Origin of the sequence: Acidiferrobacter sp. SPIII_3 (genome assembly GCF_003184265.1) — a bacterium.
GTDB lineage: Bacteria > Pseudomonadota > Gammaproteobacteria > Acidiferrobacterales > Acidiferrobacteraceae > Acidiferrobacter.
In genome coordinates, this window is the sequence record NZ_CP027663.1 from 901,163 (window position 1) to 926,973 (window position 25,811).

Genomic DNA, 25,811 nt, shown 5'->3' on the forward strand with positions numbered 1-25,811 from the left:
GTTGGGGGGTCTAGCGCGTGTGCGCGGTTTTGGCGCGGAAGGTCCCGGTCGCGACGATACGACCACCCTCCCGCCGGGCGAACGAATGGCAAAAATCGCGCACCGGAGACTCGTGGTGCGAGATCGGCACGATGCTCACGCCGTTAGGCCGCAGGCTTGCCATCCTGGCGCGACACTGTTCCTGATCGGAGGGCGCCGGGACATGTTCGTGGCGGGAGCGCGGCCGTTTCTTGAAAAGTCCCACCAGCTTGCCCTCCGGGCTGTCCACGGGGTTGTGGTGGAGGGGGAGCTCCCGGGAGGCATGCCCCACCGCCACGACGCCTTTGAGCGGGGGGCGCGTCACCACCGCTCCACCGGCGAGTCGGCGTAGCGGTGGACGACAAAGAGCCCCGCTGTAAGGCTTGCCACGGTCCAGGCCATGGCCCGAATGTGCCAATCGGGCCGCTGTCGGCAATCTGTCACCGCAGGTGAACAGGGCGCGCACCCCGACGACTGGCGGCCCCGCCATGGCGGTCGGGGGCTGTGCGAGACTTTTTGCCATAGACCCAACGAAAAAGCGACCTTCGTCATGATAGCATCATCGCCGGACGTTGTGTCCCAGGGCGTGCGGAGGAATGGCGGTGGATGCGGTTCTCTATGACAAGGTGCGCGCCGTCGAGTGGCGCGAGGGCGGGGTGCGACTTTTGGATCAGCGCGTGCTGCCTTCTACGCTACGCTATGAAGAGTGCGCGACGGCGCGCGAGGTCGCGGCCGCCATCACCGCCATGGTCGTGCGCGGGGCGCCGGCGATCGGGGTGACCGCGGCCTATGGCGCGGTGCTGGCGGTCACCGAGGCCTATAGGCGCGTGCCCACCGACTGGCGCGCGGCCGCGCGCGCCGATCTTACGGTGCTGCGCGAAAGCCGCCCCACGGCCGTGAATCTCGGCTGGGCCCTGGATCGCATGGAGCGCGTGATGGAGGCCGTCGGCGCGGAGCCCCCAGTGGCCACGCTGCTCACCGCCGCGCGGCGCTTGCATGACGAGGATATCGCCGCCAACCGACGTATGGGCGCGCTCGGCGCCGCGTTGCTGCCGCCCAAGGCGCGGGTGCTGACACATTGCAATACCGGGGCGCTGGCCACCGGGGGGTATGGCACCGCGCTGGGTGTGGTGCGCGCCGCGGCCGCGGTCGGGGGCATCAGCATGGTCTATGCCGACGAGACGCGACCGTGGTTGCAGGGTGCCCGGCTGACCGCCTGGGAGCTCGTGGAGGAGGGCCTGCCGGTGACCGTGCTCGCCGATGGTGCGGCCGCGGCGCGGCTGCGCTCAGGTGATATCGCGGCAGTCCTCGTGGGCGCCGATCGCATCGCCGCCAACGGCGACACCGCCAACAAGATCGGGACCTACGGGCTGGCGGTGTCGGCGCGCCATCATGGCGTGCCGTTTTATGTCGTGGCGCCGATCAGCACGATCGATGCCGCGACCCCCGACGGCCGGGGGATTCCCATCGAGGAGCGCGCCGAAAGCGAGGTCTTGTGCTGCCAGGGGGTGGCGCATAGCCCCGCGGGGGCGCGTGCCTGGAACCCGGTCTTCGATGTGACCCCGGCTGTGCTCATCACGGCGCTCATCACCGAGCGCGGGGTGGTGCAACACCCCGATACCGAGGGCATCGCCCGGCTTCTGACATCCCCGATCCCCGCCTGACGCAGGCGCTGCGCCCCTTTCACCCGCCCGCGCCCCAAGGAGGGCCGGCGAGGCCGCCGGTGCCTCGCGCCCTCTTGCCCGGCTGCGGTTGGCGAGGCACCGGAAACGATCCGGCGACCTATAGTCCCGGCCTACCCCCTACAGCCCCGACGACGAAGGCCTCAGATCGCGCGCCCGTGAGGCGTTGGACCGCACCGCCCGGCATCGCGCCGGCGTCGATCTCGAGTCCATTAGTACCGCTTACTATAAGAATACGCCCATGTCCCTGATCTGTATCAAAACGACCCGCCTCCTATCCCCTTAGGATAGCGCCCGCTGAGCCGGCTATCTCTCTTGCGGTAGAGACCGGCTCCCGATGGCGCCCCGCGGCGGTCCGTGGGGCGGCGCACACGACGGGCATGGTGGCGCCCGGTCCCTGCAGGGCCCGGGCGCCGACCGTCCCATTCATGAGGCTTTCGGAGATATGCCAACAAACAGGTTGCGATCACGGGCGTGGCGGGTCCTTTCTCTTGTGCCACTCTTGCTTCTCGCGGGCTGCGTCAAGCAGCGCGGCGGGGATGATTTCTGGATGCTGGATCCCAAGGGGATCATCTCCGCGACCCAGGACCATTACCTGACCCTCGATGTTCTGGTCATGCTGCTCATCATCGTGCCCACCGGGATCTTCATCGTGTGGGCGATGCGCCATTACCGCAAGGACGGCGGGCGCGGGCATTACGATGGCCGATGGGACCACTCCAACGTCTTGGAGGCGGTCGTCTGGGGCATACCGATCGTCACCGTCGGGATCCTGTCCTACTACTCGGTCAAGGCCATCTATGCCGTGAACCCCTATCACCCGACGGTCATCGCCCGCGCCCTGCGTACTACCCATGCCCGCGGCCCGCTCGACGTCGACGTCATCTCCACCGACTGGCAATGGGTGTTCGTGTATCCCAAACAGCACATCGCCACCGTCGATCGCCTGGTCATCCCCAGGGGCGTCCCGGTGCGTTTCCGGTTGACGTCGGCGACCGTGGTCAACGATTTCTACATCCCACAGCTGGTCGGCATGATCGATGTCATGCCCGGCATGCGCGTCCGGCAATCGCTCGTGGCCTCGCACATCGGGACCTACGAGGGATTCTCCGCCGATTACAGCGGCGCCGGGTTTTCGTGGATGGACTTTAAGACCCGCGCGGTCTCGTCCCAGGCATTCGGCGCCTGGGTCGCCAAGGTTCAGGCCGCGCCCCGGCATCTGACCTACGCGACTTTCAATATCGTCGCGCGGCCGACGATCAACGTCCATGACCGTGTGGCCTACTTCTCGCAGGTCCAGCCGGGCCTGTTCCGGCAGGTCGTGGCCGAGACCGTGGCCGGCAAGACCTACCCGACGCCGATGGCCATGACCGAGAACATGACGGGCTATCTGCGCCGGCAGGCCCGTCGTGACGCCCACAACCCAGATTAAGGAGAGGAATCGTTCATGCTAGTGCATATCGATGGGCCGTGGAGCCCGCTCTTGGGCCGCTTGGCGTTAAGCGAGATACCTTACAAAAACCCCATCCTCGTCGGGACCTTCCTGTTCGCGACGCTGCTTGCGGTCGCGCTGATCGGGCTTGCCACCTATTTCGGGGTGTGGCGCACGCTGTGGCGGGACTGGCTGACCTCGGTCGATCACAAGAAGATCGGCATCATGTATATCCTGATCGGCCTTGTGATGCTGTTCCGCGGCTTCATAGACGCAGTCATGATGCGTACCCAACAGGCCATGGCGGTCGGGCCGCAGTCGCCGGGTTATCTGCACTCGCTGCACGGCTATCTCACGCCCTATCATTTCGGCCAGATCTACACCGCGCATGGGACCATCATGATCCTGTTCGCCGCGACCCCGCTTCTGGTCGGCATCATGAACATCCTGGTGCCCCTGCAGATCGGCGCCCGTGACATGGCCTACCCTTACCTGAACGCGGTGTCCCTGTGGCTCACCGCCGCCGGCGCGGCGTTGGTGATGGTGTCGCTGTTCGTCGGCAATTTCGCGCATGCCGGATGGTTCGGGATCATGCCGGTGATGGAGCTCCCCTACAGCCCCGGGGTCGGCGTCGATTACTGGATGTGGGCCTTTCAGCTGAGCAGCATCGGTACGACCCTGGGCGGCATCAATCTGCTGGCCACGATCGTGAAGATGCGTGCCCCGGGCATGACCTGGGGACGGCTGCCGATCTTCACATGGGCCTCCTTGAGCGCCAACCTGATCAGCCTCACGACCTTCCCGGTGCTTTCCGTGACGCTCGCGCTGCTGGCCCTCGATCGTTATGTCGGCACGCATTTCTATACCGCCGGCCTGGGCGGCAACCTGATGCTCTATAACGACCTCTTCTGGATATGGGGCCATCCGGAGGTGTATTTCGTGATCCTGCCGGCGTTTGGCATGATCTCGGAGATCATCCCGACTTTTTCCGAGAAGCCGCTCTTTGGCTACATGGGCATGGTGCTGGCATCGCTTGGCATCGCCGGGGTGGCCTGGGGGGTGTGGCTACACCACTTCTTTACCATGGCCTCGGCGCCGGCGGTCAACGCGTTCTTCAGCATCACCACCATGGCGGTCGGCATCCCGACCGGGGTCAAGGTCTTCAACTGGGCGTTCACGATGTTCCGCGGGCGCCTGCGCTTCGAACTGCCCATGATGTGGGCCTCGGCGGCCCTGTTCCTTCTGCTCGTGGGCGGATTGACCGGCATGATGAATGCGTTTGCGACCAACGACTACATGGTCCATAACAGCGTGTTCGTGGTCGCGCATTTCCACATGATGCTGCTGCTCATCGTCTATGCCATATTCGGTGGCGTGAACTACTGGTTCCCGAAGGTCTTCGGGTTCCGCCTGGAGCAGCGTTTCGGGAAGATGTTCTTCTGGCTGTTCACCGCCGGCACCGCCGTGGTCTTCATCCCCATGTTCACGCTGGGCTTCATGGGCATGACCCGGCGCCTCGACTACATCGCCTTCCCGCAGTGGGGACCGCTGCTCGATATCGAGGTCGTGGGGATCGGGATCTACGCCCTGTCAGTGGTGGCGCTGTTGGCCCAGCTCTATGTGAGCTTCCGCGACCGCGCCAAGAACCGCGCCGGCCTCGATGCCTGGGAGACGTCGCGCAGTCTCGAGTGGATGACGCATTCACCGGTGCCCTTCTACAACTTCGCGGTGACCCCCGAGGTGCACGCCCGTGACGAGCGCGCGTGGCGCGTGGAGCATGGGGTCGATACCGTACGCCCGGAGCACTACGAGGACATCCACATGCCGCGCAACACCGCGATCCCGCTGTGGCTCGGCATTTTGTCCTTAGGGCTTGCCTTCGGTCTCGTATGGCGCATCTGGTGGCTGGCCGAGGTTTGCACCGCGGCGGTCATGGCGCTCATCGTCATCCGGTCCTTCGATCACGATACCGACTACACGATCGCCGCCAAGGACGTCGAGCGCATGGAGCGCGCCATCCGCGACATCCCGAGCGGACGCCCGGTGACGGGGGATGTGATAGGTGGTGTGCCGGCGTTTCGCGAGGGGATGTAGATGGTTGGAGTGGCGCAGGATGAGGTGCGCGGCCGTCTTGCCGCAGGGGCGGACCGGTGGCCCGGCGGCGGTCTTGGGAATCACGATAGCGAGTTACGGGAGAGCAAGCGATGAGTACGGCGACGAGCGGGACGTTGGATGCCAAGAAAAGTCCGATGTGGTCGTCGGGTCACGGGCACGACGCCATATCGACACGGACCCTGGGCTTCTGGCTGTACATGTTGAGCGACGCCATGATGTTCACGGCACTGTTCGCGGCCTACACGGTCCTCGGGCACGAGGTCAACGCCGCCGGCGGTCCGTGGGCCACGACCGTGGCGCATCCGGGGGTCGCCTTCAAGGAGACGGTGTGGCTCTTTTCGAGCGTGCTCGCCTATGGTTTTGCCATGATTGCCCTGAAGAGAGGCCATCGTGGCGGGGTGATGCTCGGGATTGCGGCGGCGCTCTTGATCGCGCTTGGTTTCCTGTCGGTCGATATCCACGAGATCCTGCATCTATTCCGCATAGGCGCCACGCCCGAGCGCAGCGGCTATCTGTCGGCGTTCTTTACGCTCGTGTTCTATCATGGCCTGCATGTGGTGGTGGGCATCGCCTGGATGCTCGTGATGCTCGTCCAGGTGGCGTTCGCGGGGCTTAGCGAGAAGGTCGTCTACCGGCTGCTGAACCTGCGGCTGTTCTGGCACTTCCAGGCCGTCATGTGGGTCTTCATGTTCACTTTTCTCTATCTGCGAGGCGCGATCGTATGACGCATACCACGGATAACGCATGGCAGCACCCGGAGGTTCAGCTCGCGGGCGGCGGCTATATCGTCGCCTATCTGGCGGGGCTTGCCTTGATGGGTCTGTCGCTTTGGATCGTCCGCGAGCATACGCTCGCGCCCATGGACATTGGTATCGCGATCTCGTTGGTGGCAGGGCTCGCGGCGCTCGTCCAGTGCGTCTTGCTCCTGCATCTGAACATCTCCGAGACGCAGATCTGGCACACGGTGGCGCTGATCCTGTTCATCCCGCTATTCATCCTCACCATAGGGCTTACCTCGTGGATGTTCCATGGCCTCTACCGGCGCACCATGCTGATGCCGGCGGCGCACGTGAGCGCGCCTGCTGGAGGCGCCCAGGCAAGCGGCACCACGAGCGCGCCGGGCTGATGTTTGAGGACGCCGGCGCGGCATAAGCACGCCGACCCACAAGCGACTCGGGGTGCCTGGGCAGGATAAGAGATGACGAGGCACGGCAAGGGCTGCTCCGTGCCTTCTCCGATGACGCGCGACCCCGGCAGATGGGCGATATGCGCAACACCCGCGACAATGGCGTAATCTTTGGGGTCGCCCGCCAAGTCGCGCACAAGACTCTGGTCGATCTTCAGCTATACGTGCCAGGGCATCTCGGCCGAAAAGGTCCCGCGCCGCACAGCGGGCGAGGAAAGGGTTGGGTGGATGGCTGTTTGTGGGGGGGGTGGGGGGGGGTCGATAGCGGTCACGCCACGAGCCCCTTCGATGGTGCTCACCACAAAGCGTGCGCGCGGGGGCGCGCCAAAGTTCTTCAGCGTGTCGCTTAAGCCAGTTGCAGAAGTGTCTGCGCCATTTCGAGCACGCCCATGGCGTGCGCGTCCTTCGACAATGGAGAGCGCTCGGTACCGGCATGGATCACAAAGGCCTTGGCCGGTCCGAGGTCTTCGCAGGCCTGATAGAATCCCTTGGTGGGCTTGGTCGACACTGAGCGCTTGATCTCGATGGCCCAGCGCCCGGCGCGTCCCGGCAGGTCGAGTACGAGGTCCATCTCCGCGCCAGCCGAGGTTCGGAAGAAGCTTGCCTGGGTACCGTCCGGCGCAACGGATAGCAGGTTCTCGATCACGAAACCTTCCCAGCTGGCCCCGACCACGGGATGGCCGGCCAAGGCGTCGTAGTCTCCGATCCCAAGGAGCGCATGCACGAGGCCGCTGTCGCGGACATAGATCCTGGGTGATTTCATGAGGCGCTTGCCGATATTCAGAAACAAGGGCGGCAGGCGCCGGACGAGCAGGAGATCCACCAGGAGATCGATGTATTTGTTGGCGGTTGGCGCGCTGACGGAGAGCCCTGCGGCCAATTGTGAGGCGTTTACCGGGGCGCCCTGCATGTGCGCCAGCATCGTCCACAGGCGTCGCAAGGTTTCGGCGGGGATCCGCAGGCCGAGTTGCGGGATGTCGCGTTCGAGATAAGTCCGGATGAAGCTCGTGCGCCGCTTGAGGCTGTCCTGGTCGTTTCCGGCAAGGAAGCTGTCTGGGAAGCCGCCACGCACCCAAAGCCGGTCGTAGACCCCCTCGCCACCGTCCACCTCGGTGACATCAAGAGGTTGCATGTCGACATATTCGATGCGGCCGGCGAGGCTCTCGCCGGACTGGCGCAGCAGGTCCATGGAGGCCGAGCCCAGAACCAGGAAACGCCCCGTCCGGCGACCCTGGTCGATGATCCCGCGCAAGGATTGGAACAGCTCCGGCGTCCGATGAATCTCATCGAGCACGACGAGCCGATCCTCGTAGTGTTTTAGAAAAAGCCCCGGGTTTGACAATTTAGCGCGGTCGTCCGGGTTCTCGAGATCAAGATAGAGCGCGTCGCGCTCCTCGGCAATGTCTTGCGCGAGAGTGGTCTTGCCGACCTGCCGGGGGCCGATCAAGGCGACGGCCGCTTGGCGCTCCAGCGCCTCCACAACCTGTGTTTTGATACGACGGACTATCATCCTCGTATTATTAATACACATGGTTGCAATTTGCAAGGATCACACGCGGCCGTCCTTTCCTCCCGGCCCCTCGCGATGCAAGACCGAGGCCGTACCGCCGGGCTTACCCGAGCGGGACCGCGCGCGATAGTTCTGTGGGGCTGTGGGGGATGACGTCCCGCTGTCATGCGGGCTGGCGCGTGGGGTGGGAGCGGCTAAGGGGCGGTTCATGTGTCGACCGTTGCCGCCGCGAAGACCAGGATGCCCTGGGGCGGCCGGCACTCGGTCCTTGCCCGGTTACGCCTCGACCATGGTAGCGTTTAGACTGGGCGGCTTCGGTTGGGGGATGGGTGATGTCTGAGGGCGGAGGCGCGCGGGCAGTGGCGGTGGCGCCACACGCCGCGGCCGCACAGGCGGCGGCGCGGGTGCTGAAAGACGGCGGAGGCGCCATAGAGGCCATGGTGGCGGCGGCGGCTGTGATCGCGGTCGTCTACCCGCACATGACGGGGCTTGGGGGTGACGGCTTCTGGCTCATTCATGAGCCGGGACGCGAGCCCTACGGGATCGATGCGGGCGGCACGGTCGGGGCGCTCGCGACCCCGGACCTCTATCGGGCGCGAGGTCACGAGACCATGCCGGCGCGGGGCGCACTCGCCGCCAACACCGTGGCCGGGACGGTGGCCGGGTGGGAGCTTGCGCTCGCCCAGAGGCAGGGACCGGCGCTTGCGCTCGAACGCCTTCTGGAAGATGCCATAGAGTATGCCGAGCACGGGTTTAGGGTGAGTGCGAGTCAGGCTACGAGCACCAGGGGGCGCCTGGCGGAGCTCCGCGGCCAGCCTGGTTTCGGGGCACACTTTCTGGCCCCCGATGGCAGCGTACTCGCCCATGGGACGACGCTGTGCCAACCGGCGCTGGCCGCGACCTTGCGTGGTCTCGCGCAGCACGGGCTGCGCGATTTCTATGAAGGCGCGGTGGGAGATCGCATCGCCGCCGATCTGGCGGCGGTGGCAAGCCCCGTGACGTGCGCCGATCTGCGGACGTTCCGGGCGCGTGTTGTCACACCTCTGCGCATGGCGCACAGTCTCGGCACCCTTTATAACCTGCCGCCGCCCACGCAAGGGGTGTTGTCACTCATGATCCTTGGCATCCTCGATCGCCTCGGTCTCGATCGATGCCCGCGCGAGGGCGCGGATATGATCCATCTCGCACTGGAGGCCACCAAGCGTGCCTTCCGGGTGCGCGATCGTCACAAGGGGCGATTCCTGGAGGCCGGGGCGGACGTGGGCGAGTGGCTCGTGCCATCGCGGCTCGATGCCGAGACCTCCGTGATCGACCCCGCGCACGCCGCGCCCTGGCGTGCCGTCGAGGGCCCGGCCGATACCGTATGGCTCGGGGTCGTGGATCGGCGTGGTTGTGCCGTGAGCTTCATCCAAAGCCTCTATCATGAGTTCGGCAGCGGCGTGGTCTTGCCGGGTACCGGGATCTGTTGGCAGAACCGCGGCACGAGTCTGTCCCTCACGGGCGCGGCCGACCGTATAGCCCCCGGCCGCCGGCCCTTTCATACCCTGAACCCGGCGCTCGCACGGCTCGCCGATGGGCGCCTGCTCGCCTATGGCGCCATGGGGGGCGACGGTCAGCCGCAGACCCAGGCTGCGGTGTTCACGCGGGCCGCCGTCTACGGCGATGATGCCCGGCAGGCCGTGGCGGCCCCACGCTGGCTCTTGGGGCGCACCTGGGGGAGTGCCTCTGATGACGTGAAGATCGAGACGCGTTTTCCGGACGCCGTGTTCGATGAGCTCGAACGGCGCGGCCATGTCGTGTCGCGGCTGGCACCCTTCGATGAGATTGTGGGGCATGCGGGACTTGTCATGCGCGATGCCGGCGGTATGGTGTCGGGGGGCGCCGATCCGCGCAGCGACGGCGCGGTGGTATTCGTCGATTAGCGGCTGGTGGATGGGAGCGAACGCTTATCTATGGGGCGGGGCTTGGTCGTTCACCCCCTCGAGTCCTTGATGAGGCGAGGGGCATCCGATCCGCCGGCTTTCGGGTTTGCACTCGGTAATAGCAACGGCATGAACGATCCGGACCCGTTCCGTGATTGAGGCGCTCTGCTCGCGGCGCGACGTGGATGCCACCGTGTATGTATGGGCCGGCCGCGTTGCCGCGGACTATGGCGGCATGGTATGAGAGGACGTTTGTAGTGCTTGGGGTGGGGCGGCATGGTTGTCATGATTCTCGTCTACATGGGGCTTGGGCTTGTCACCGGCCTGCTCGCCGGCATGCTCGGCATCGGCGGTGGCAGCGTGGTGGTGCCGGCGCTGGTGTTCGTGTTTGCCGGAGAGCATCTCGCCCCGGGGCTCGCCATGAAGCTTGCCATAGGGACATCGCTTGCGAGCATCCTTTTTACCTCGCTCGCCGCCATCCGCGCGCAGCAGAAGCGGGGCGCGATCGACTGGTCGGTGGCCGCGCCGCTCGGGCTTGCCACCCTGGTTGGGAGTCTCGCGAGCGGCTATCTGGCGGGCTTTCTGCCCGGTGTCCTCTTGAAGGAGATCTTCGGGGTGTTTCTGATCCTGATCGGCCTGCAGGTGTTCGCCGACTGGCGGCCGGCGGCCCATTGGCGCCTGCCGGCACGCCCCGGGCTCATGGGTGTGGGTCTGGGCATAGGGGCCTTGTCGGCGATCCTGGGCATTGGGGGTGGCAGCCTGACCGTCCCGTTCCTGACCGCCTGCAATGTCGACATGCGCCGCGCGATCGCCATCTCCGCGACCCTGGGCCTACCCATCGCACTCTTTGGCGCCATGGGCTTTGCGCTCTCCGGTCAGCACCGGGCCGGTCTGCCGCCGGGGACCCTCGGTTATATTTATCTGCCGGCGCTGGCCGGGCTTACCACCGTCGCCATGCTGGTCGTGCCGCTCGGCGTGCATCTCGCCCATAACCTGCCGGTCGCGCAATTGAAGCGCGTGTTCGGTGTCCTATTGATCGCAGTCGGCCTGCAGATGGTGTTCGGGGCGTAACGGGATACGACCGCAGCCGCGAAAGGTGCCGTGGGGCGGGCCACTGCGGCCAGCCGCGCTTGTGGGATGCGCACGATCCGGCCTAGACTTCGGTGATCCGGGAGGTGGGCATGGCAGGATGCTGCGGTGGTACGACCTGCGGAATCGGGCGTTGTTTCGGGCACTTCTCGCGGCGCTATACCCGGCGCTACGAACGGCGGGGCCTGGAGGCGACTCAGAAGCAACTGGTCGCGGGCCTGCGCGAGGTCGGCTTTGACGGCCGGTCACTGCTCGAGATCGGTTGCGGGGTCGGGTATCTGCATCAACACCTGTTGTTGCGCGGGGCGGCCACGGCGGTGGGGGTCGATCTTGCCGAGGCGATGTTGACCGAGGCGCGGGCGCTGGCGGCGCGCCAGGGGCTTGCGGAGCGGGTGCGATACGTATCGGGGGATTTCCAGATCATGGCCCCTGAGCTCGATGCCGCGGATATCACGCTGCTCGACAAGGTCGTGTGCTGCTACCCGGATGCCCCGGGGCTTATGGCCGCGGCCATAGGGCGCACCAAGCAGGCGTGCGCGTTGACCCTCCCGCGACGGCATTGGTTCAATCGCGCGGCCGCGCACCTCGGCGCCGGGCTGTTCCGGGTTGTGGGCAGCACCTATCGACCATTCGTGCATGATCCGACGGCCATCGACCGGCAGATGCGCGCCGCCGGCTTCGAACCCGCCTTCGAGGCCCGCACCCTGATCTGGCTGACGCGTATCTACCGTCGCGCGCCGGCGCCCCCGGCCGGCGACTGATTGCGCGCGCGGTGCGCTGCGGGCCCGTCGCCCGCGAGGTTGCGCGCGGAATTCACCAGGGCCACATGCGTGAAGGCCTGTGGGAAGTTGCCGACCAGCCGCCGCGCTGCCGGGTCGTACTCCTCGGACAGCAGGCCTACGTCGTTGCAAAGACCCACGAGACGCGCAAAGAGTTGCCGGGCCTCGCTATGCCGCCCCTGCAACACGAGGTTGTCGACGAGCCAGAACGAGCAGGGCAGGAACACCCCTTCCGTGCCCGGCAGGCCATCGCCCGATTCCTGCGGGCGATAGCGCAAGACGAGGCCATCGTCCATGAGCTCGCTCTCGATGGCGCGCACGGTACCGACAATGCGCGCGTCAGTCGCCGGCAGAAAGCCGACCAGGGCCATCATGAGCAGGCTCGCGTCCAGGGCCTCGCTGCCGTAATACTGCGTGAAGCTGTTCTTTGCGGCATTGAAACCGTGCGTGCAGACGTCCGCATGGATGGTGTCGCGGATCTCTTCCCAACGTTCCACGGGTCCCTCGAGCCCATAGCGCGTGGCATCCTTGACCGCCCGATCGAAGGCCACCCAGGCCATGACCTTGGAGTGGGTGAAGTGCCGGCGTCCCCCGCGCATCTCCCAGATGCCGTCATCGGGGAGGTGCCAGTGGCTCTCCAGGAACCCCATGACCGCGCGCTGGATATCCCAGACATGGGCCTCGGGATCAAGCCCCACGCTACGCGCGAGATGCAGGGAGTCCATGAGTTCACCATAGACATCGATCTGGAACTGATCGGCGGCGGCGTTGCCGATGCGTACCGGCGCTGCGCCCTCATAGCCCCGCAGCCAGGGGATCTCGCGTTCCCCGATCCAGCGTTCGCCGGCCACACCGTAGACGATCTGGAGGTCGGCCGGATGGCCGGCGACCGCGCGCATGAGCCATTCGCGCCAGGCCACGGCCTCTTCGGTGTAGCCGGTCGTGAGCATCGACCAGAGCGTGAAGGTGGCGTCGCGCAGCCAGCAGTACCGGTAGTCCCAGTTGCGCGCCCCCCCGAGTTGTTCGGGTAGCGAGGTGGTGAGCGCGGCGGCGATGGCCCCGGTGGAACGGCAGGTGAGGGCCTTCAGGGTGATGAGCGAGCGCATGACGATGGCGCGCCACGGGCCTTCGTAGTGGCCCTGTGCCGCCCAGGCACGCCACCATGCCTCCGTGTGGGCCAGCGCGGCGAGTGGTTCCGGGGGCTCGTAGGTCGTATGATGGGTCGGTTGGTAGCCGAGGTGGAATATCTCGCGCTGGCCGGCGGTGAGCGTGAACCGCGCGCGGGTCGTCTGATCATGGCCGTGGACGGGGACCGTGGCGGTGAGATGGAGGCTGTCGGGGCCCGCGACCGCGAGCCGCGCATCACCCACCCGGCGTACCCACGGGACCATGGACCCGTAGTAGAAACGGATGACGAGCATCATCTCCATGTCGATCGAGCCGCTCACCCCCTCGACGATGCGCACGAGATGGCAGTGCTCCTCGGAGTCGTGGCCGTTCATGACCATGAAGTCGGTCAGACGCGCACAGCCCTGTGACGTCTCGAATTCGGTCTCGAGAATCAGTGTATCGTCGCGATACCGGCGACGAACCGTCCCTATGCCGTCGGCCGGCGCGATCTGCCAGTGGCCGTTGTCGCGATTACCGAGCAGCGCGGCAAAGCATGCGGCGGAGTCCAGGCGTGGGGCGCAGAACCAGTCGATCGAGCCGTTTTTGCCAACCAACGCGCCGGTTATGGTATTGCCGATGAGCGCATAGTCCTCAATGGGCAGATTCTCGTTTTTTGGGTCTGACATCGCATCTCCTGCAGGGCGGGTACGGCGCGGCGGGTGTCTGGCGCGCGTCCTATCCGCGGTGATGGCGACCCGCCGCTTGACGGGGCGTCGTTCCTGTATAGCCCTTTTGCCATGTCCGGGGCAAGCTTTGAGGCGGGGATCGTCATGCGCGAGCGGCAGCTTGCCGCCGCGCCGCGCCGATCGGCCGGTCTTGATTCCGTACCCAGGTACGGAACTAGGCTTGTCGATTATTGCGAGGGCTTTGGGTGTGATGGCGGATAAGGGCACGCGTTCTCGACCGGTGACGACTGGACCGCGCGGATTGTGGGCGGCGGTGGTTACGGGGTTTCTGGCATCGGTCTGTTGCGTGGGCCCGCTCGTCCTGGTGGTGGCCGGCATCGGCGGCGCATGGGTCTCGGACCTTACGATTCTGGACCCGCTGCGTCCATGGCTCATGGCCATGACCCTGGGCCTGCTCGTGTTCGCGCATGTCCGTTACTGGCGGGACCGGCGCCGGGCGGCCGCATGCGGCTGCCCACCCGGGGCCAGGCGTTCGGCCTTCTGGCTCTGGTTTGGTACCGCCCTGGTCGCGGTCACGCTGCTCGCGCCTTATGTGCTACCCGCCTTGATCGTACCGTCCATCCCCACTACACCCTAGGAGCATTTCATATGAAGTCGATCACGCGTTTGTTTATCCTCATGGCCACCCTGAGCCCGGTAGCGAGCCTGAGCCCCGCCGTGGCCGCGATCAGTCCCCGCGGGTCCGCGCATGCAGTCGCCATGCGCTTCGCGCAGGCCGTCATCCATATCCCCGGGATGACATGCAGCAACCATTCGTGCGCAACCGCGGTGTACATGTCGCTCATCCGCCTGCCGGGCGTGATGGGCGTGGGCGTCGATGAATCGACGCAGAACGTCACCGTGAAATACATCCCGGCACGCACGCGCCCGGCGGTGTTTTTGAAGGCGGTCAAGAACGCCGGTTTCCCCGGGACCCTGGTGCGCGGCAAGGGCGCCTGAGGCTCGAGCCATTCGGCCCCGCCCGTCCGTGGCGGCTATCGTGGCGGCTATCGTGGCGGCAAGGGGCGATCGGCCTGCCACAGGACATAGTCCGAATGCTCGTCGCGGGCGAGCACCTGCTGGATGGCGCGCCGCTCGCTTGCGGTGAGCGTATAGCGCACGAGATAGGCGCGGAAGAAGCGCACATAGGCGGCATCGGGGTAGACCATGATGCGCGCCGCAAGCGCCGTGGCCTGCGCGGCCTTTTTGACGTCATAGGAGAGGTCGCGGGATTGTCCAGGCTTGATCCGGGTATCGAAGTATTGATGCTTGAGATCGAGACTGATGCGCCGCGCTATGACGAGGCGGCGGACGCTGCCGGGACACACGTGGCGCGCGCAGCGCTGCCAGATGGTGGCGACCACCTTAGGGGTCGTGTAGGTCGGGAAATCGTGACCGACTCCCGAATTCGTGATGACGAGGTGGGCGATGAGGGCATGGTCCGCACCGAGAGGCTGTGTCTGGAAGCGGATGGTGAGCGCGCGGCGCACGAAACGCGGGTTGTGTATTCCATAGAAGTCGTGGCGCCCGTCGGGCATATGGCAGCTCTGGCACGTCACCCCCTCGCGCGCGTAACGGCTCTTGCGCCATTCGCCGTAGACGTTTTCCAGAAGGGCGCCATGCAGGCGCGCGCCATCCCGATGGAATTGATGACAGCTTATACAAAATCGACTGCGCGTGAAGTCCCGGCTCGGGGTAAAGCCACCATGGACGATGCGCCCGGCGGCCAGATACGGTTCGAGGGGTGGTCCGAAGCGCTGGTAGTGGCGCACATGGCAGTCGGCGCAGGTGACGCCTTGGCGCGCGAAGGTCGCAAGTGGATGGCCTTTCAAGGCCGCCTTGACCTCACGCCATTGACGACGCGCGGGCGCATGACAGGAAAGACAGCCGCGCACGAATGCCCAACGGCCGAGGCCGGCCTGGGCGAGCTGGCCCATGACCCCCGGCCCCATGGCCAGGGCGTGACGACTCTTGCGCCACTCTCGATATTGACTGATATGGCATTGGCCGCAGGCGCGCGCCGACAGCGCGGTCTCGAAGGCCGGCCAACGAGGGGGCGAGGGTCCCCCGATCGGGACCGGTCTATGCCAGTAGTGACTCAGAAAGGCCGTGGTCGGCCAGGCCCACGCCGGCGTGGCGGGATTGAATAGGAACAGTGCGAGCCACCACCGCAACAGTGCGAGCCACCACCGCACGGCGAGCGGCTTCACGGCCACGCGTCCGGAGGCCTTGCGTGACACTCTCAACCCGCTAAAGCGGGTAAGCCTCTTGTCGATTAAAGCAGGGAAAAACCCTGCCCGCCCCGAAGGGCGGGAGCGAGGGGAAGTGCGGCCAGGGCCCCGTGCGGCCACGGGTGCCGGTTACGACCTTAGGAACCGCAGGCGTTCTTCATTTTACCTTTTTTGGAGCTATAGGAGCTCTTCATGGTGCCGCCTTTGGAGCCGCAGCCGGATTTCTTCATCATTTGTCCTTGGGAGCCGCAGGCGTTTTTCATGCTCGCCTGCGCCGTCGTGAGGGCCACGGTTGCAGCCAGGGCCATCGCGGTATGCAGTGCATAGGTCGCTATCTTCATCAGAAACTCCTTTATGAGTGCTAGTGGTGATGACAACACTGTCCCCGGACAGCATGATGCGGCGCGTCCCTTCGCCTAGGCCCTTAGTATCGCGGCCCTTGTTATTGTGAGGGCCATGCCCCGGGTCTTCCTGGCCGCCTGGGCACGGCAGTCCCCGTGCAAGGTGAGGGACCTCGTGCTTAGTCGCGCGCCATGGCCCGATCTTACACCCCATCCGGGCTCTTACCCAGGAGTGGTTGAACACCGACCGGCGCATGGCGATTGTCAGGAGAGGTGGCCGGGTCTGGCCCCCGGCCCGGCCGCTGAACGCACGATGGCCGCGAGGATGGGATCCAGTGTGCGCGCCAGGCGGTTCAGCGCGGGATTGTGGTATGGGGCGAAGACCGCGCTCGGCGTGCGATAGGTGAGGTCGGCGGTGCCATGACGATTGGCCGTGACATAGATCCTGAGTGGTGCCTCGATACCGGCGGATACGCTGTCTTTGAGCATGGTCACGGCGAAATCGTTACGAAACACCATGACGACGGCGTTCCCCGGGATCTTGATCCCCCGGACTGCCGCCCCGTGGCTGGCGCTCACCCGGGCTACGACTACCATGTGGTGGGCCTTGACCGCGGCGATGAGCCGTTGCAGGAGCACGGGATAGCGGTAGCGTGTCGTGTCCGTGTGCGTGCCCGGGTAGCCCATGGCGGCCTGGGCCGAAAACGCGGCGGCAGTCAGTAAAAGCCCGATGAGGATGGAGCCAGGACGCCGTAGCGCGTGGCGCCGTTCGTAGGGGGTGACGCGATTCGGCATGCGGGGCCTCCTGATAGGCAAAACCGTGTATGGCCCCAGGCGCTGCCGGTGGCCGGTCGTCGCGGACATTTCCTTCGCCGGACGGTTTGCGATCAAGTGCCCGTCCCTGGGCGAAGCAACCCGCCATCCCGAAAGGATGTGTCGATTACTTCGTCGCTCAGGTCGCGGCGAATCTTACAGCGATCTTGAGATGGTCGCGGGGTGTGTGGTGGGAGCGCCCTCGGGCGATCACCGTGTCCCGGGGGCCCGAGTCGGGGGGTGTGGCGGCTGGCGCCCGGTGCGGCGCATCGTAAGGCCCACCCCCGCAAGGACCAGGGCGCCGGCGATCGCCAGTCGCGTGGTTATCGGTTCTCCCAAAAACGCCCAACCCCCTATGGCGACAATCACCGGGACCGCGAGTTGCACCGTGGCCGCGAACACGGTGCGCAGTCGGGGCAGTAGCGCGTACCAGAGCAGGTAGACGGGCGCCGAGGTCACGGCCCCCGAGACCAGCGCCTCGAGTACGCCCGTCCCGTGCGGTGCAAATCGCGGCCCGACCTGCCAACCGAGACGCAAAAGCGCAAGACCGACCCCCAGTAAGGCGGCATAGAGGAAATTGACCGTGGTGTGCGCCAGCGGATCGCGGACGCCGCGCCCGCCTATGGAATAGAGGCCCCAGCCGAGGCCCGCGGCGAGCATACCCACGACCGCCCAGGGCGCCGGCCGATGGAGTTGCAAGGCCACCAGGATATAGAGCCCGGCGAGTGCCAGGAGGCCGCCGAGCACGTGCGCCGTGGTGGGCCGCTCGCCCCCGATCACGGCACCCACGAACATGGTGAGTTGCACCGCGAAAAAGAGCAGCAGGGCACCCATGGCGGCGCCCAGCACGACGTAGGTGTAGGAGAACGCGGCGGCGTAGAGGAACAGCCACAACACATTCGCCTGCGGACGCCGGAGCGGGACGCGACGGATCGCCGACAAGACCGCGAGCAGGGCCGCGCCGCCGGCCAGCCGCAGGAGTGTAAAGAGCGTGGGCCCGATCAGATGGCCGGCGAGCGCGGCGCGCGCCAGAAGACTATTGGCCGCCATGCCGACCAGTACCAGGAGCGTGGCGCCCGCCACGGGGAGATTCTGCTTCAAGTCCATGCCGGTCCCCGCAAAACCGCGATCATAGCGCCAAAGATCACCGCCCGGCATGGAGAATTCTCAACAGGTTTACGCAGGCCGCTGTAACCGATCTTGCGCACACAGGCGGGTTAGGACCTGAGCGCGTGCGGCGGCCCCTCAATCTCGCGGGCCGCGCTCACCGCCGGGGTGGGCGGCGATGTGCGCGAAATAATCCGCGAGCCGCGCCCAGGGTGCGCGATCGAGCTCGATGCGCAGGGCCCAGTGAACATAACGAAAAGATCGGCGTCTGGCACGGCCAACGACTCGCCGGTCAGGAACCGGCGCCCGCCCCGCATGCGGTCGATATATTCCAGGCGCGGTGCCACCAGCACGCGGGTTGCCGCCTGACCCTCCTCGGTGTTGGCGAGGAAGTTGGCGGCCACTCCCCCGTGACGTTCCGGAGTTATGAAGTTGCCGTGGACCTCGGTTGCTAGAAAATTGAGCCACGCACAGGCATGGTATCGGGCACGCGATCCCGCAAGGGGCATGAGCCCCTGCCTCGGCGCCTGGTCCGCGATATCGCTCAGGATCACCGCGCACTCGGTGAGAATATCGCCGTCCTCGAGTCTCAGGGCCGGGACGTAGGCCTTGGGTGTGATCTCTCGATAATCGCCGTTCCGCCAGCGCTTCGCGACAAGATCAACTCGCTCCCGTGTAAACGGCACCCCGGCCTCGCGAAGCAGGATATCGGGCGCCAAGGGGAGTTCGCACCGGCCGCATAGAATTAGGATCATGAAATGCCTCGATCCGTTATGGGTGTCAGTTATCGTAAGAGGCCGGCCGATCGCGAACAATCGATTCAGCGAGCGATGTCGGTAATGCCGGGCAGGCCCTGGACTCCCGCGAGTCCCGTCCGCCGTCACCAAATTGGTGACCGCAGTCACCACACTGGTGATGTGATCCGTCGACGTTTCTCCAAAAATCGGCAGTAATTCAAGGATATCCCGGAGTGGTCCGTCTCTTGCTACCAGCCCGCCACGACAACCATATCCGGAACCACCCTGGGGAGATGAACGTCATGGGGATAAAAATATCCGTGCTGCATCGTAATGTGTTGGCGGCGCTGTGCCTAAGCGCGATCTCGGGAACCGCCCTGGCGGCCCTGCCGGGCCCCATAGTGAGCCCGCACTGGCTGAAGACCCATATGCACGACAAGCGTCTCGTGATCCTGGACTTACGCTCGCCCAAGGCCTATGCCGCTGGCCACATCCCCGGGGCCATATCGGCCCCTTACGTCCATTGGCGCATGATGATCCGCGGTGTCAACCGCATGCTCCCACCGATCCCCGTCATCCAGGCCTATCTCCGGTCGGTGGGCGTCAACAACAACTCCGAGGTGGTCGTCTACAACGACATCGCCACGCCCATGGGCCTGGGCCTGGGGGGTGAGACCCGGGCCTTCTGGACCCTGAAGGTCCTCGGCCACAACAGCGAGGCGCTTCTGAACGGCGGCTTCGAGGGCTGGCAGAAGAGCCATGGGGCCTTGACGAAGACCGCACGCCACGCGCACGGCAATCTCGTGGCCCACTTTCAGCCGCAGATCTACGCGACGTTGCAGCAGGTGCGCGCCGACCTCCATACCCACGTGGTACTGGTGGACAACCGTCCGATGCATCAGATCGTCGGTCTCACCAAGGCCCCGTTCGTGGCGCGATATGGACATATTCCAGGCGCCGTCCCTTATCCCGTCACCTGGATGGTCGGGCGCAATGGCAATCTACTGCCCAAGGCCAAGCTCGAGGCCCTGGCGCGCGTCGCGGGCCTCCCCGAGAACCACAACGCCCCGGTGGTGACCTACTGCAACACCGGGCACTGGGCGAGCATCGGCTGGTTCGTGGCCACGCAGGAGCTCGGTTACAAGAATGTCCGTCTCTACGATGGTTCGATGACCCAATGGGCCTACCACCATCGCGACCCGGTCTCGGTCGGCTTCGTCGACTAGGCGCAGGTGCGCGTGTGCTCGCGGAGATTTTTCGGAAAAGTCGTCGCCGGTCCTTTGCGCATAGGGCAGGCAGATGGAATCGGCGCGCACACGCGGCCTCGCGCGCGCTTAGGCGCATCGTCACGATTTTGGTATCGCGTTCGACGATGTGCTCACATGACATCCCAGGACGGGGACTCGCATCCCCAAGGACTGGCTGTCGTAAGATCACATCTGGAGTTTGACAAATGAGGTTGCGCGTACCCGGCACTTGTTGTACAAGCTCACTAGAAGGCGCGAATGGCCATGGACGATTCCGATTCAATGGAACAAACGTCATGGGAATCCATAGCGCCCATGGAGTCGATAAAAATAGTAAGAAATAATAAATAAGAAATATACAATATAAGAATAGCCTGAACATCAGGCACGGAGGAGATGAATGAATGCGCTCGTAAGACGTCTGCTTATGTCAACGGCAATGGCGGCAAGCCTGCTGACGCTCACGGCGTGCCATCACAAGGCCGCGGCCCCGAGTCCTTCCGCAGGCACTACGAGTGCGGCCCCGAGTACGGCACCCGCCAGCGGTGCGACTTCGAAATCGACAAGCGGTATGGCGGGGAGCGGGGGCACCACACGTCCGGCACGAAGAAGGGGGCGATGGCCAATGCCTGCGGGGCATCGAAGGGTTCTTGAGGGAGGTGGGCGGCTGAGAATTTCTGAAGTGGTGATATGGCAATAACCATAAAGAAACCGGAGGAGACGTAATGAAGAAGCCGAATAAGAAGCGCACTTGGTTGGCGCGGGCCTTGGGGGCGGGGGCGATGTTGACGACCTCGGCGGTCGCGTTCGCGGGCTTGTTGCCCTCGATGAACGAAAAACCCATGCCGGCCTGGACCATGGTCTATGGCACGGAAAAGCCCCAACAGAAGCCGAGCGCCTTGCTGTTTGGGGTGATTCAGCCGGGATATGCCTATGCGCAGACCAGCAATGCTAACGGGACGGTGAACGGCTACTCACAGTTTAAATTCTACCGTGTTCGTCCCGGCATCCGCGGGTCCATAGGACCCAACATCGATTACTTCTTTCTGGCGGAGTTTGCCAACAATGCCGCTAATCCAAATGCCTATTACCCGGGCATGGCCGGCAGTAGTGCGGGGACCGGGGCGCGGGCACGCGTACTCGACGCCAACGTGACCTTGAACTATATACCCGGCGTCCACGTCGAGGTGGGGCAGATGCTGATCCCGTTCGCCGAGGAAGGCTTGGCGGCGGCCGGCATCCTGCCCTGGATCAATTACTCGCCTGCTACTCTTAGCATAGATTACAACGAGTTCATCGGTCCTCCGGGCCCCGACAGTCTGTTCAATGGCGTGCGCGAGATGGGTGTGATGGCCTTCAATCAGGTCATGCACGGTCCCTTGGCTGTGGATTATGCCCTGGGCTATTACAACGGTACGGGTCTGTCTCAGACCGGCAGCAGCATGGACCATCCCGACCAGATCTTGGCACACGCCGGCGTCGATTTCGGGCCGTTTGGTCTAGCCGGAAGCGTCGAGAACGGACGGCAGGTCATTGCCGGCGGTGGTGGGGCGCCGGGGAGCAGCTATCGGCAACGGAAGTACGCCATCGACGCCCGCTGGGGGAACTTCGCAAAGGACCCTCTGTGGGCATGGTATGAATATCAGCACGCCAATGATACGCAACCCGGTGGTACCAGCGGAACGGCGCGCGGCTGGTTCGCGGCAGCCGGCTATCGGCCCTTTAAGCACTTCATGGCGGTGTTTCGTTACAGTACATTTGCTGAGGAAAACGTGATGCCGGTTGGGGCACCGGGCACTGGGTACAGCCAGAGCGTATCGCCCGTAGGGCCCGTGCTATCCCCGAACTATGCGACGACGGGGCGTTCGACGGTAAGCCTCAACGAAAAGAGTCTTATCGCGATCTATCTGGCACGCAAGGGTGTACGCTATTATTTGGAGTATGACCGTACGCATATCAATAATGCACCGAATTTGGCCAACGATAACGCGGTCAGTGTGATGGTAAGCCTGCCATTCGGCGTGCGGCTCATCCACTGATATGTGTTAGAAAGTCCTCCTAAGTTGTTGGGCAGGGGAGGAGTAATCCTCCCCTCTTTTTTGCGTTTAACGAGCCGCGATTATTGGCAGGCGGTGTGGGGTTCGGCGAGTGGCGCAACTGAGCGGCTGTATCGGGCACGGTCCGCCGGGCTGGACGTAAGGTGGCGAGCATGGGTCGCCCGCTTCTGGCATGGTGTGTCGTATTGGGCCTCCTGGCGGGGCCTGTCGGGGCTTTTGCGGGTACACAACCACTACGCTTCGGGGTTCTGCCGCTGCAAAGCCCGGTAGCCCTGGCACGGCTCTTCATCCCCTTGTGCACGCGGCTGGCAAAGGCCCTGCATCGCCCGATCGTGTTTGCCACCGCCCCCGATTTTCAGAGATTCATGGCGCGGGCCAAGAGAGGGCGCTATGACATGTTGTTCCTGAATCCCTATCTGTACCGGCAGCTGCATGGTTATCGCGCGGTGGCGCGCATCAAGGGCGTACCCTTCATTGGTTTGCTGATCACCCGCCGGGGACGCCATATCGGGCCCTTGACGCCACGATCCCTGGCGGGCCGCACGATCGCCTTTCCCGATCCGGATGCCTTCGCCGCCACCTTGATGGTGAAGGAGTATCTGCGCGCGCATGGAGTGATCGTGGACACCGAGATGCGGCCCGTTTATCTGCGCAGCCAGGATTCGGTCATCCTGGCGGTAGCGCGCGGTCTCGTGGACCTCGGCGGGACATGGCCGTGGTCGCTCGATCAGGAGCCCCCGGCGATACGCGCCCAGGTGCGCATCGTGGCACACACGCCCCCGGGGCCGGAGATGCCGATTGCGGTCCGTGACGATATGGCGCCGGCGACGGTCAAGGCCTTGCAGAAGGCGCTCACCGGACTTACGCACAGTGCCGCCGGGCGCGCCATCCTGCGGCGTATGCGCATACCGGCGGGGTTTGCCATCGCCAGTCCCCGCGAATACGCGCATATTCCGCGCGTCTTGAATCCGTGCGCGGCGCCCCCCAAGCCATGAAGCCCTTACGCTATTACCAGACCTTTCGTTTCAAGGTCGTCGCCTCGATCACGTTCGTGCACCTCATCTTGATGTTGACGCTCGTGATCATCGTGGTCCAGGGGCAGGAGCGGACCATGGATCGCGTCCTCCACAAGAACGCCGAGAGCCTCGCGCGCATGGTAGCGATCGCCTCGCGCAACGCGGTGCTGACCGAGAACCTGGGGACGCTCCAGGAGATCGTACGCTACGCGCTCCACAAGTCCGGGGTGCGACGCGTACGCATCACCAACGCGCAGAGAGTCGTTCTGGAACGGCGCGGGCCGGCGCACCTCCGGCGTCGATGGCTCACGGTCCGCCATACCATCCGCGTGGGGCGCTATTCGGTGGGTCTCGTCACCTTGAGCCTGTCGCGCGCGAGCGTCTTACGACAGATGGCCGCGGCGCGCGACACCGGTCTGTTGTTGACGCTCGTGGCCTTGATCATAGGGGGCGGGGCCGGCTGGCTGTTATCGCGTCACCTGACCTCCGATCTCGAGGGTCTCATGCGCGATGTCCAGCGGCTGGGTGGCAATGATGACGAGGAGCGCCAGGTGCGGGTGCGGCGCCATAACGAGGTGGGGGTCTTGAGCGAGGCCTTCAACGCCATGCTTGCACGGCTCGCGCGCGCCCGCCGCCAGGCCGACATCGAGCGTCACAAGCAGGCCGAATCGGAGCGTCTGGCGTGCCTGACCGAGACCGCGGCGGCGATCGTCCACGAGATCCGCAATCCCCTGGCAAGCATTGTAAGCGGTGTCGAACTTCTGGTGGACGACAAGGGGATCTCGGACAGCGAGCGGCACGAATTCGTGGCGATCGTCCGCGACGAGTCGCGCCGCTTGAATGCCGTACTGCAGAATTTTCTGAAGTGGACGCGCCCCGCCGAGACCCTGCGGGAGGAGGGGGATCTGAACGCGGTCGTGGCGCAGGTCGTGGAGATGTATGATTTGACGCTGAACCGGGAGCATCGCCATGTGTTTCGCATGGAGATGGCCGAGCCGCTGGGGCCTGTGTCGTTCGATGCCGACCAGATCCGGCAGGTAGTGTGGAATCTGCTCTTGAATAGTGCGGATGCCATGAAGAGTCCTGGTACCATTACGATAGCGACCACGGCCGAAGAGGATTGGGTGTATATCAAGGTGACGGACACGGGGTCTGGTGTTCAGGGCAGCGCGGAGCGCCTGTTTACGCCGTTTTATACCACCAAGGCCGAGGGTACGGGGCTCGGTCTCTCGCTCGTGCGTCGCATCGCCAATGCCCATGGCGGCTGGGTCACCATCACTAACCTATCTCCCGGCGCGGTAGTCATATTCGCCATCATGCGGGAGGGGCCGTGACCGACATACTCTTGGTGGATGACGAGCAGGCGCTCCTGAAGATCCTGGCGCGCACGCTCGAGCGCGCGGGCTATGCGGTGGCGTGCGCGGGCTCGGTGGAGACGGCCCTGGCGCAGGCCGCGGCCCAGAGTTTTGACATGGTGATCACCGACTTGAAGCTCGTCCATGACGACGATGGTCTCAAGGTGGCACAGGGGGTGCGGGCCCTGCAAAGTAACATCGGGGTATTGATCGTCACCGCCTATGCCAGTGTGCCGTCGGCGGTCGAGGCCATGCGCGTGGGGGTCGACGACTATCTGATGAAGCCGGTGGAGACCCAGGAGCTGTTGCTGCGGATCAGCTCGATCCTGGAGCGGCGGCAATTGAAGCGCGAGGTCCAGACCTTGCGTTCGCGCCTGCGCGCCGACAAGAAGACGGCTGTGATCGGCGAGGAGACCGGTCTGTCCGGGATCTTCGCCTCCCTCGATCGAGTCGCCTTGTCGGACCTTCCGGTGCTCGTCCAGGGCGAGAGCGGGACGGGTAAGGAACTGGTGGCGCGCGCCCTCCATGACCGCAGCAATCGCCAGGGGCGCTCGTTCATCGCCGTCAATTGCGCGGCCATGTCCGAGCAGCTCTTGGAGAGCGAGCTTTTTGGGCATGTGCAGGGGGCCTTTACCGGGGCCGACCGCTCTCGTCGCGGGCTCTTCGAGGAGGCGCACAAGGGCACCTTGTTCCTAGATGAGATCGGTGACATCTCGCCGGGGCTGCAGGTCCGGCTCCTGCGTGTCCTGCAGGAGCAGGAGATCCGGCCGGTGGGGGCCAATGTCGGACGTAAGGTCGACGTGCGCATCATAGCCGCTACCCACCGGGACCTCGCCACACTCGTGCGCGAGGGCGTGTTTCGCGATGATCTCTATTTTCGGTTGAATGTCCTGCCGCTCACCGTCCCGCCCCTGCGCAACCGCCGCGACGACATCCCGGAGCTGACCGCCTATTTCGTGGAGCGCTATTGTGCCAAGGCCGGCCGCCCGGTTCCGCACATCACGTCGGACGCCTTGCGCAAGCTGGGTCAGGTGCAATGGCCCGGCAATGTGCGCGAGCTCCGAAACGTGATCGAGCGCAGCCTGACATTGGCCGGCGATACCGAGGTGTTGGATGCAGACGACATCCGCCTGGATCAGGGCGCCGGCGACTCCGGCCCCCCGCTCTTTTCCCAGATGAAGGATCTCGTGAGCCTGGAGGAACTGGAGCGTCAGTACCTGGCGTACGTCCTGGAGCGCACGCAAGGCAACCAGGCCAAGGCCGCCGAGATCCTGCAGGTCGGGAAAAATACCGTGTGGCGGCGGGTGCGCGACAGCAAGACCTCATAAGCCAATCGCCT

The 25,811-nt window shown here is 64.9% G+C and carries 23 protein-coding genes; 15 read left to right on the forward strand and 8 right to left on the reverse strand.

The genetic code is table 11. The annotated features are described in order from the left end of the window. Positions 1-10: 10 nt before the first annotated feature. Positions 11-343: a hypothetical protein gene (locus tag C4901_RS04760; RefSeq protein ID WP_110136360.1), complete on the reverse strand. Its 333-nt coding sequence runs from the start codon at positions 341-343 to the stop codon at positions 11-13. 277 nt (positions 344-620) lie between these two features. On the opposite strand from C4901_RS04760, the gene mtnA reads away from it, so the two are divergent. The 5 genes from mtnA to C4901_RS17910 all read left to right on the forward strand — a co-directional run bounded on the left by mtnA (position 621) and on the right by C4901_RS17910 (position 6,373). Beyond that, on the forward strand, positions 621-1,682 hold the full coding sequence (gene mtnA, locus C4901_RS04765) for an S-methyl-5-thioribose-1-phosphate isomerase (RefSeq protein WP_205736190.1): 1,062 nt from the start codon (positions 621-623) through the stop codon (positions 1,680-1,682). Positions 1,683-2,145: 463 nt separating this feature from the next. Then, entirely contained in the window at positions 2,146-3,132 is a 987-nt protein-coding gene (locus C4901_RS04770) for a COX aromatic rich motif-containing protein (RefSeq protein ID WP_110136362.1), read from the forward strand. 15 nt (positions 3,133-3,147) lie between these two features. Further along, the gene (locus tag C4901_RS04775) at positions 3,148-5,226 is read left to right on the forward strand and encodes a cbb3-type cytochrome c oxidase subunit I (protein ID WP_110136363.1); all 2,079 of its coding nucleotides are present in this window, start codon (positions 3,148-3,150) and stop codon (positions 5,224-5,226) included. Between the two features lie 110 nt (positions 5,227-5,336). Further along, a complete protein-coding gene (locus tag C4901_RS04780; RefSeq protein ID WP_110136364.1) occupies positions 5,337-5,972 on the forward strand; it encodes a cytochrome c oxidase subunit 3 in 636 nt (211 codons plus the stop codon). Next, a complete protein-coding gene (locus C4901_RS17910) occupies positions 5,969-6,373 on the forward strand; it encodes a hypothetical protein (RefSeq protein ID WP_205736191.1) in 405 nt (134 codons plus the stop codon). Before C4901_RS04780 ends, C4901_RS17910 begins: the two co-directional genes overlap by 4 nt. A 406-nt stretch (positions 6,374-6,779) precedes the next feature. On the opposite strand, the gene C4901_RS04790 is transcribed toward C4901_RS17910, so the two are convergent. Continuing rightward, positions 6,780-7,943, reverse strand: a complete 1,164-nt coding sequence (locus C4901_RS04790) for an ATP-binding protein (protein ID WP_110136365.1) — start codon at positions 7,941-7,943, stop codon at positions 6,780-6,782. Between the two features lie 332 nt (positions 7,944-8,275). On the opposite strand from C4901_RS04790, the gene C4901_RS04795 reads away from it, so the two are divergent. From C4901_RS04795 to C4901_RS04805, 3 genes are all read left to right on the forward strand, one after another. Continuing rightward, positions 8,276-9,865, forward strand: a complete 1,590-nt coding sequence (locus C4901_RS04795; RefSeq protein ID WP_168185545.1) for a gamma-glutamyltransferase family protein — start codon at positions 8,276-8,278, stop codon at positions 9,863-9,865. A 276-nt stretch (positions 9,866-10,141) separates the two neighbouring features. Beyond that, a complete protein-coding gene (locus C4901_RS04800; protein WP_110136367.1) occupies positions 10,142-10,936 on the forward strand; it encodes a sulfite exporter TauE/SafE family protein in 795 nt (264 codons plus the stop codon). A gap of 110 nt (positions 10,937-11,046) precedes the next feature. Next, positions 11,047-11,715, forward strand: coding sequence for a bifunctional 2-polyprenyl-6-hydroxyphenol methylase/3-demethylubiquinol 3-O-methyltransferase UbiG (locus C4901_RS04805; protein WP_110136368.1), 669 nt, complete (start codon positions 11,047-11,049; stop codon positions 11,713-11,715). Here C4901_RS04805 and C4901_RS04810 read toward each other — a convergent pair. Beyond that, positions 11,679-13,529 (reverse strand): glycoside hydrolase family 15 protein, encoded by a 1,851-nt coding sequence (locus tag C4901_RS04810; RefSeq protein ID WP_110136369.1) that lies wholly within the window; start codon positions 13,527-13,529, stop codon positions 11,679-11,681. The two genes, C4901_RS04805 and C4901_RS04810, sit on opposite strands and share 37 nt — an antisense overlap. A gap of 250 nt (positions 13,530-13,779) precedes the next feature. Here C4901_RS04810 and C4901_RS17505 point away from each other — a divergent pair, with 250 nt between their 5' ends. Both C4901_RS17505 and C4901_RS04820 read left to right on the forward strand, forming a co-directional pair. Next, positions 13,780-14,166 carry a mercuric transporter MerT family protein gene (locus tag C4901_RS17505; protein ID WP_240611856.1) on the forward strand — a complete coding sequence of 129 codons (387 nt, stop codon included), beginning with the start codon at positions 13,780-13,782 and terminating at the stop codon, positions 14,164-14,166. A gap of 11 nt (positions 14,167-14,177) precedes the next feature. Beyond that, complete coding sequence (locus C4901_RS04820; RefSeq protein WP_168185547.1) at positions 14,178-14,528, forward strand: heavy-metal-associated domain-containing protein; 351 nt, start codon at positions 14,178-14,180, stop codon at positions 14,526-14,528. A 47-nt stretch (positions 14,529-14,575) separates the two neighbouring features. Here the strand turns inward: C4901_RS04820 and C4901_RS04825 are convergent, their stop codons facing one another. From C4901_RS04825 to C4901_RS04845, 5 genes are all read right to left on the reverse strand, one after another. Then, positions 14,576-15,808, reverse strand: a complete 1,233-nt coding sequence (locus C4901_RS04825; protein ID WP_168185548.1) for a multiheme c-type cytochrome — start codon at positions 15,806-15,808, stop codon at positions 14,576-14,578. A 128-nt stretch (positions 15,809-15,936) separates the two neighbouring features. Then, positions 15,937-16,140: a hypothetical protein gene (locus C4901_RS04830; protein ID WP_110136372.1), complete on the reverse strand. Its 204-nt coding sequence runs from the start codon at positions 16,138-16,140 to the stop codon at positions 15,937-15,939. 264 nt (positions 16,141-16,404) lie between these two features. Then, on the reverse strand, positions 16,405-16,935 hold the full coding sequence (locus tag C4901_RS04835; RefSeq protein WP_110136373.1) for a DUF302 domain-containing protein: 531 nt from the start codon (positions 16,933-16,935) through the stop codon (positions 16,405-16,407). A 228-nt stretch (positions 16,936-17,163) separates the two neighbouring features. Further along, entirely contained in the window at positions 17,164-18,111 is a 948-nt protein-coding gene (locus C4901_RS04840; protein WP_205736192.1) for a DMT family transporter, read from the reverse strand. Positions 18,112-18,170: 59 nt separating this feature from the next. Continuing rightward, positions 18,171-18,815, reverse strand: a complete 645-nt coding sequence (locus C4901_RS04845) for a glutathione S-transferase N-terminal domain-containing protein (RefSeq protein ID WP_205736193.1) — start codon at positions 18,813-18,815, stop codon at positions 18,171-18,173. Positions 18,816-19,099: 284 nt separating this feature from the next. On the opposite strand from C4901_RS04845, the gene C4901_RS04850 reads away from it, so the two are divergent. From C4901_RS04850 to C4901_RS04870, 5 genes are all read left to right on the forward strand, one after another. Next, complete coding sequence (locus C4901_RS04850; protein ID WP_168185549.1) at positions 19,100-20,023, forward strand: sulfurtransferase; 924 nt, start codon at positions 19,100-19,102, stop codon at positions 20,021-20,023. Positions 20,024-20,769: 746 nt separating this feature from the next. After that, the gene (locus C4901_RS04855; RefSeq protein ID WP_110136375.1) at positions 20,770-22,083 is read left to right on the forward strand and encodes a hypothetical protein; all 1,314 of its coding nucleotides are present in this window, start codon (positions 20,770-20,772) and stop codon (positions 22,081-22,083) included. Positions 22,084-22,253: 170 nt separating this feature from the next. After that, positions 22,254-23,096, forward strand: a complete 843-nt coding sequence (locus C4901_RS04860; protein WP_110136376.1) for a phosphate/phosphite/phosphonate ABC transporter substrate-binding protein — start codon at positions 22,254-22,256, stop codon at positions 23,094-23,096. After that, the gene (locus C4901_RS04865; protein WP_145960618.1) at positions 23,093-24,451 is read left to right on the forward strand and encodes an ATP-binding protein; all 1,359 of its coding nucleotides are present in this window, start codon (positions 23,093-23,095) and stop codon (positions 24,449-24,451) included. Before C4901_RS04860 ends, C4901_RS04865 begins: the two co-directional genes overlap by 4 nt. Then, positions 24,448-25,800: a sigma-54 dependent transcriptional regulator gene (locus C4901_RS04870; RefSeq protein WP_110136378.1), complete on the forward strand. Its 1,353-nt coding sequence runs from the start codon at positions 24,448-24,450 to the stop codon at positions 25,798-25,800. The genes C4901_RS04865 and C4901_RS04870 overlap by 4 nt, the downstream gene beginning before the upstream one ends. Positions 25,801-25,811 lie beyond the last annotated feature (11 nt).

What these genes read in the sequence shown, in the direction of transcription:
- C4901_RS04855 (WP_110136375.1), top strand. Translation starts at nt 20,770, where the DNA reads ATGAAGAAGCCGAATAAGAAGCGCACTTGGTTGGCGCGGGCCTTGGGG.
- C4901_RS04795 (WP_168185545.1), top strand. Translation starts at nt 8,276, where the DNA reads ATGTCTGAGGGCGGAGGCGCGCGGGCAGTGGCGGTGGCGCCACACGCC.
- C4901_RS04800 (WP_110136367.1), top strand. Translation starts at nt 10,142, where the DNA reads ATGGTTGTCATGATTCTCGTCTACATGGGGCTTGGGCTTGTCACCGGC.
- C4901_RS04840 (WP_205736192.1), bottom strand. Translation starts at nt 18,111, where the DNA reads ATGCCGGGCGGTGATCTTTGGCGCTATGATCGCGGTTTTGCGGGGACC.
- C4901_RS04850 (WP_168185549.1), top strand. Translation starts at nt 19,100, where the DNA reads ATGGGGATAAAAATATCCGTGCTGCATCGTAATGTGTTGGCGGCGCTG.
- C4901_RS17910 (WP_205736191.1), top strand. Translation starts at nt 5,969, where the DNA reads ATGACGCATACCACGGATAACGCATGGCAGCACCCGGAGGTTCAGCTC.
- C4901_RS17505 (WP_240611856.1), top strand. Translation starts at nt 13,780, where the DNA reads ATGGCGGATAAGGGCACGCGTTCTCGACCGGTGACGACTGGACCGCGC.
- C4901_RS04845 (WP_205736193.1), bottom strand. Translation starts at nt 18,815, where the DNA reads ATGATCCTAATTCTATGCGGCCGGTGCGAACTCCCCTTGGCGCCCGAT.
- C4901_RS04820 (WP_168185547.1), top strand. Translation starts at nt 14,178, where the DNA reads ATGAAGTCGATCACGCGTTTGTTTATCCTCATGGCCACCCTGAGCCCG.
- C4901_RS04830 (WP_110136372.1), bottom strand. Translation starts at nt 16,140, where the DNA reads ATGAAGATAGCGACCTATGCACTGCATACCGCGATGGCCCTGGCTGCA.
- C4901_RS04790 (WP_110136365.1), bottom strand. Translation starts at nt 7,943, where the DNA reads ATGATAGTCCGTCGTATCAAAACACAGGTTGTGGAGGCGCTGGAGCGC.
- C4901_RS04770 (WP_110136362.1), top strand. Translation starts at nt 2,146, where the DNA reads ATGCCAACAAACAGGTTGCGATCACGGGCGTGGCGGGTCCTTTCTCTT.
- C4901_RS04775 (WP_110136363.1), top strand. Translation starts at nt 3,148, where the DNA reads ATGCTAGTGCATATCGATGGGCCGTGGAGCCCGCTCTTGGGCCGCTTG.
- C4901_RS04865 (WP_145960618.1), top strand. Translation starts at nt 23,093, where the DNA reads ATGAAGCCCTTACGCTATTACCAGACCTTTCGTTTCAAGGTCGTCGCC.
- C4901_RS04805 (WP_110136368.1), top strand. Translation starts at nt 11,047, where the DNA reads ATGGCAGGATGCTGCGGTGGTACGACCTGCGGAATCGGGCGTTGTTTC.
- C4901_RS04780 (WP_110136364.1), top strand. Translation starts at nt 5,337, where the DNA reads ATGAGTACGGCGACGAGCGGGACGTTGGATGCCAAGAAAAGTCCGATG.
- C4901_RS04835 (WP_110136373.1), bottom strand. Translation starts at nt 16,935, where the DNA reads ATGCCGAATCGCGTCACCCCCTACGAACGGCGCCACGCGCTACGGCGT.
- C4901_RS04860 (WP_110136376.1), top strand. Translation starts at nt 22,254, where the DNA reads ATGGGTCGCCCGCTTCTGGCATGGTGTGTCGTATTGGGCCTCCTGGCG.
- C4901_RS04810 (WP_110136369.1), bottom strand. Translation starts at nt 13,529, where the DNA reads ATGTCAGACCCAAAAAACGAGAATCTGCCCATTGAGGACTATGCGCTC.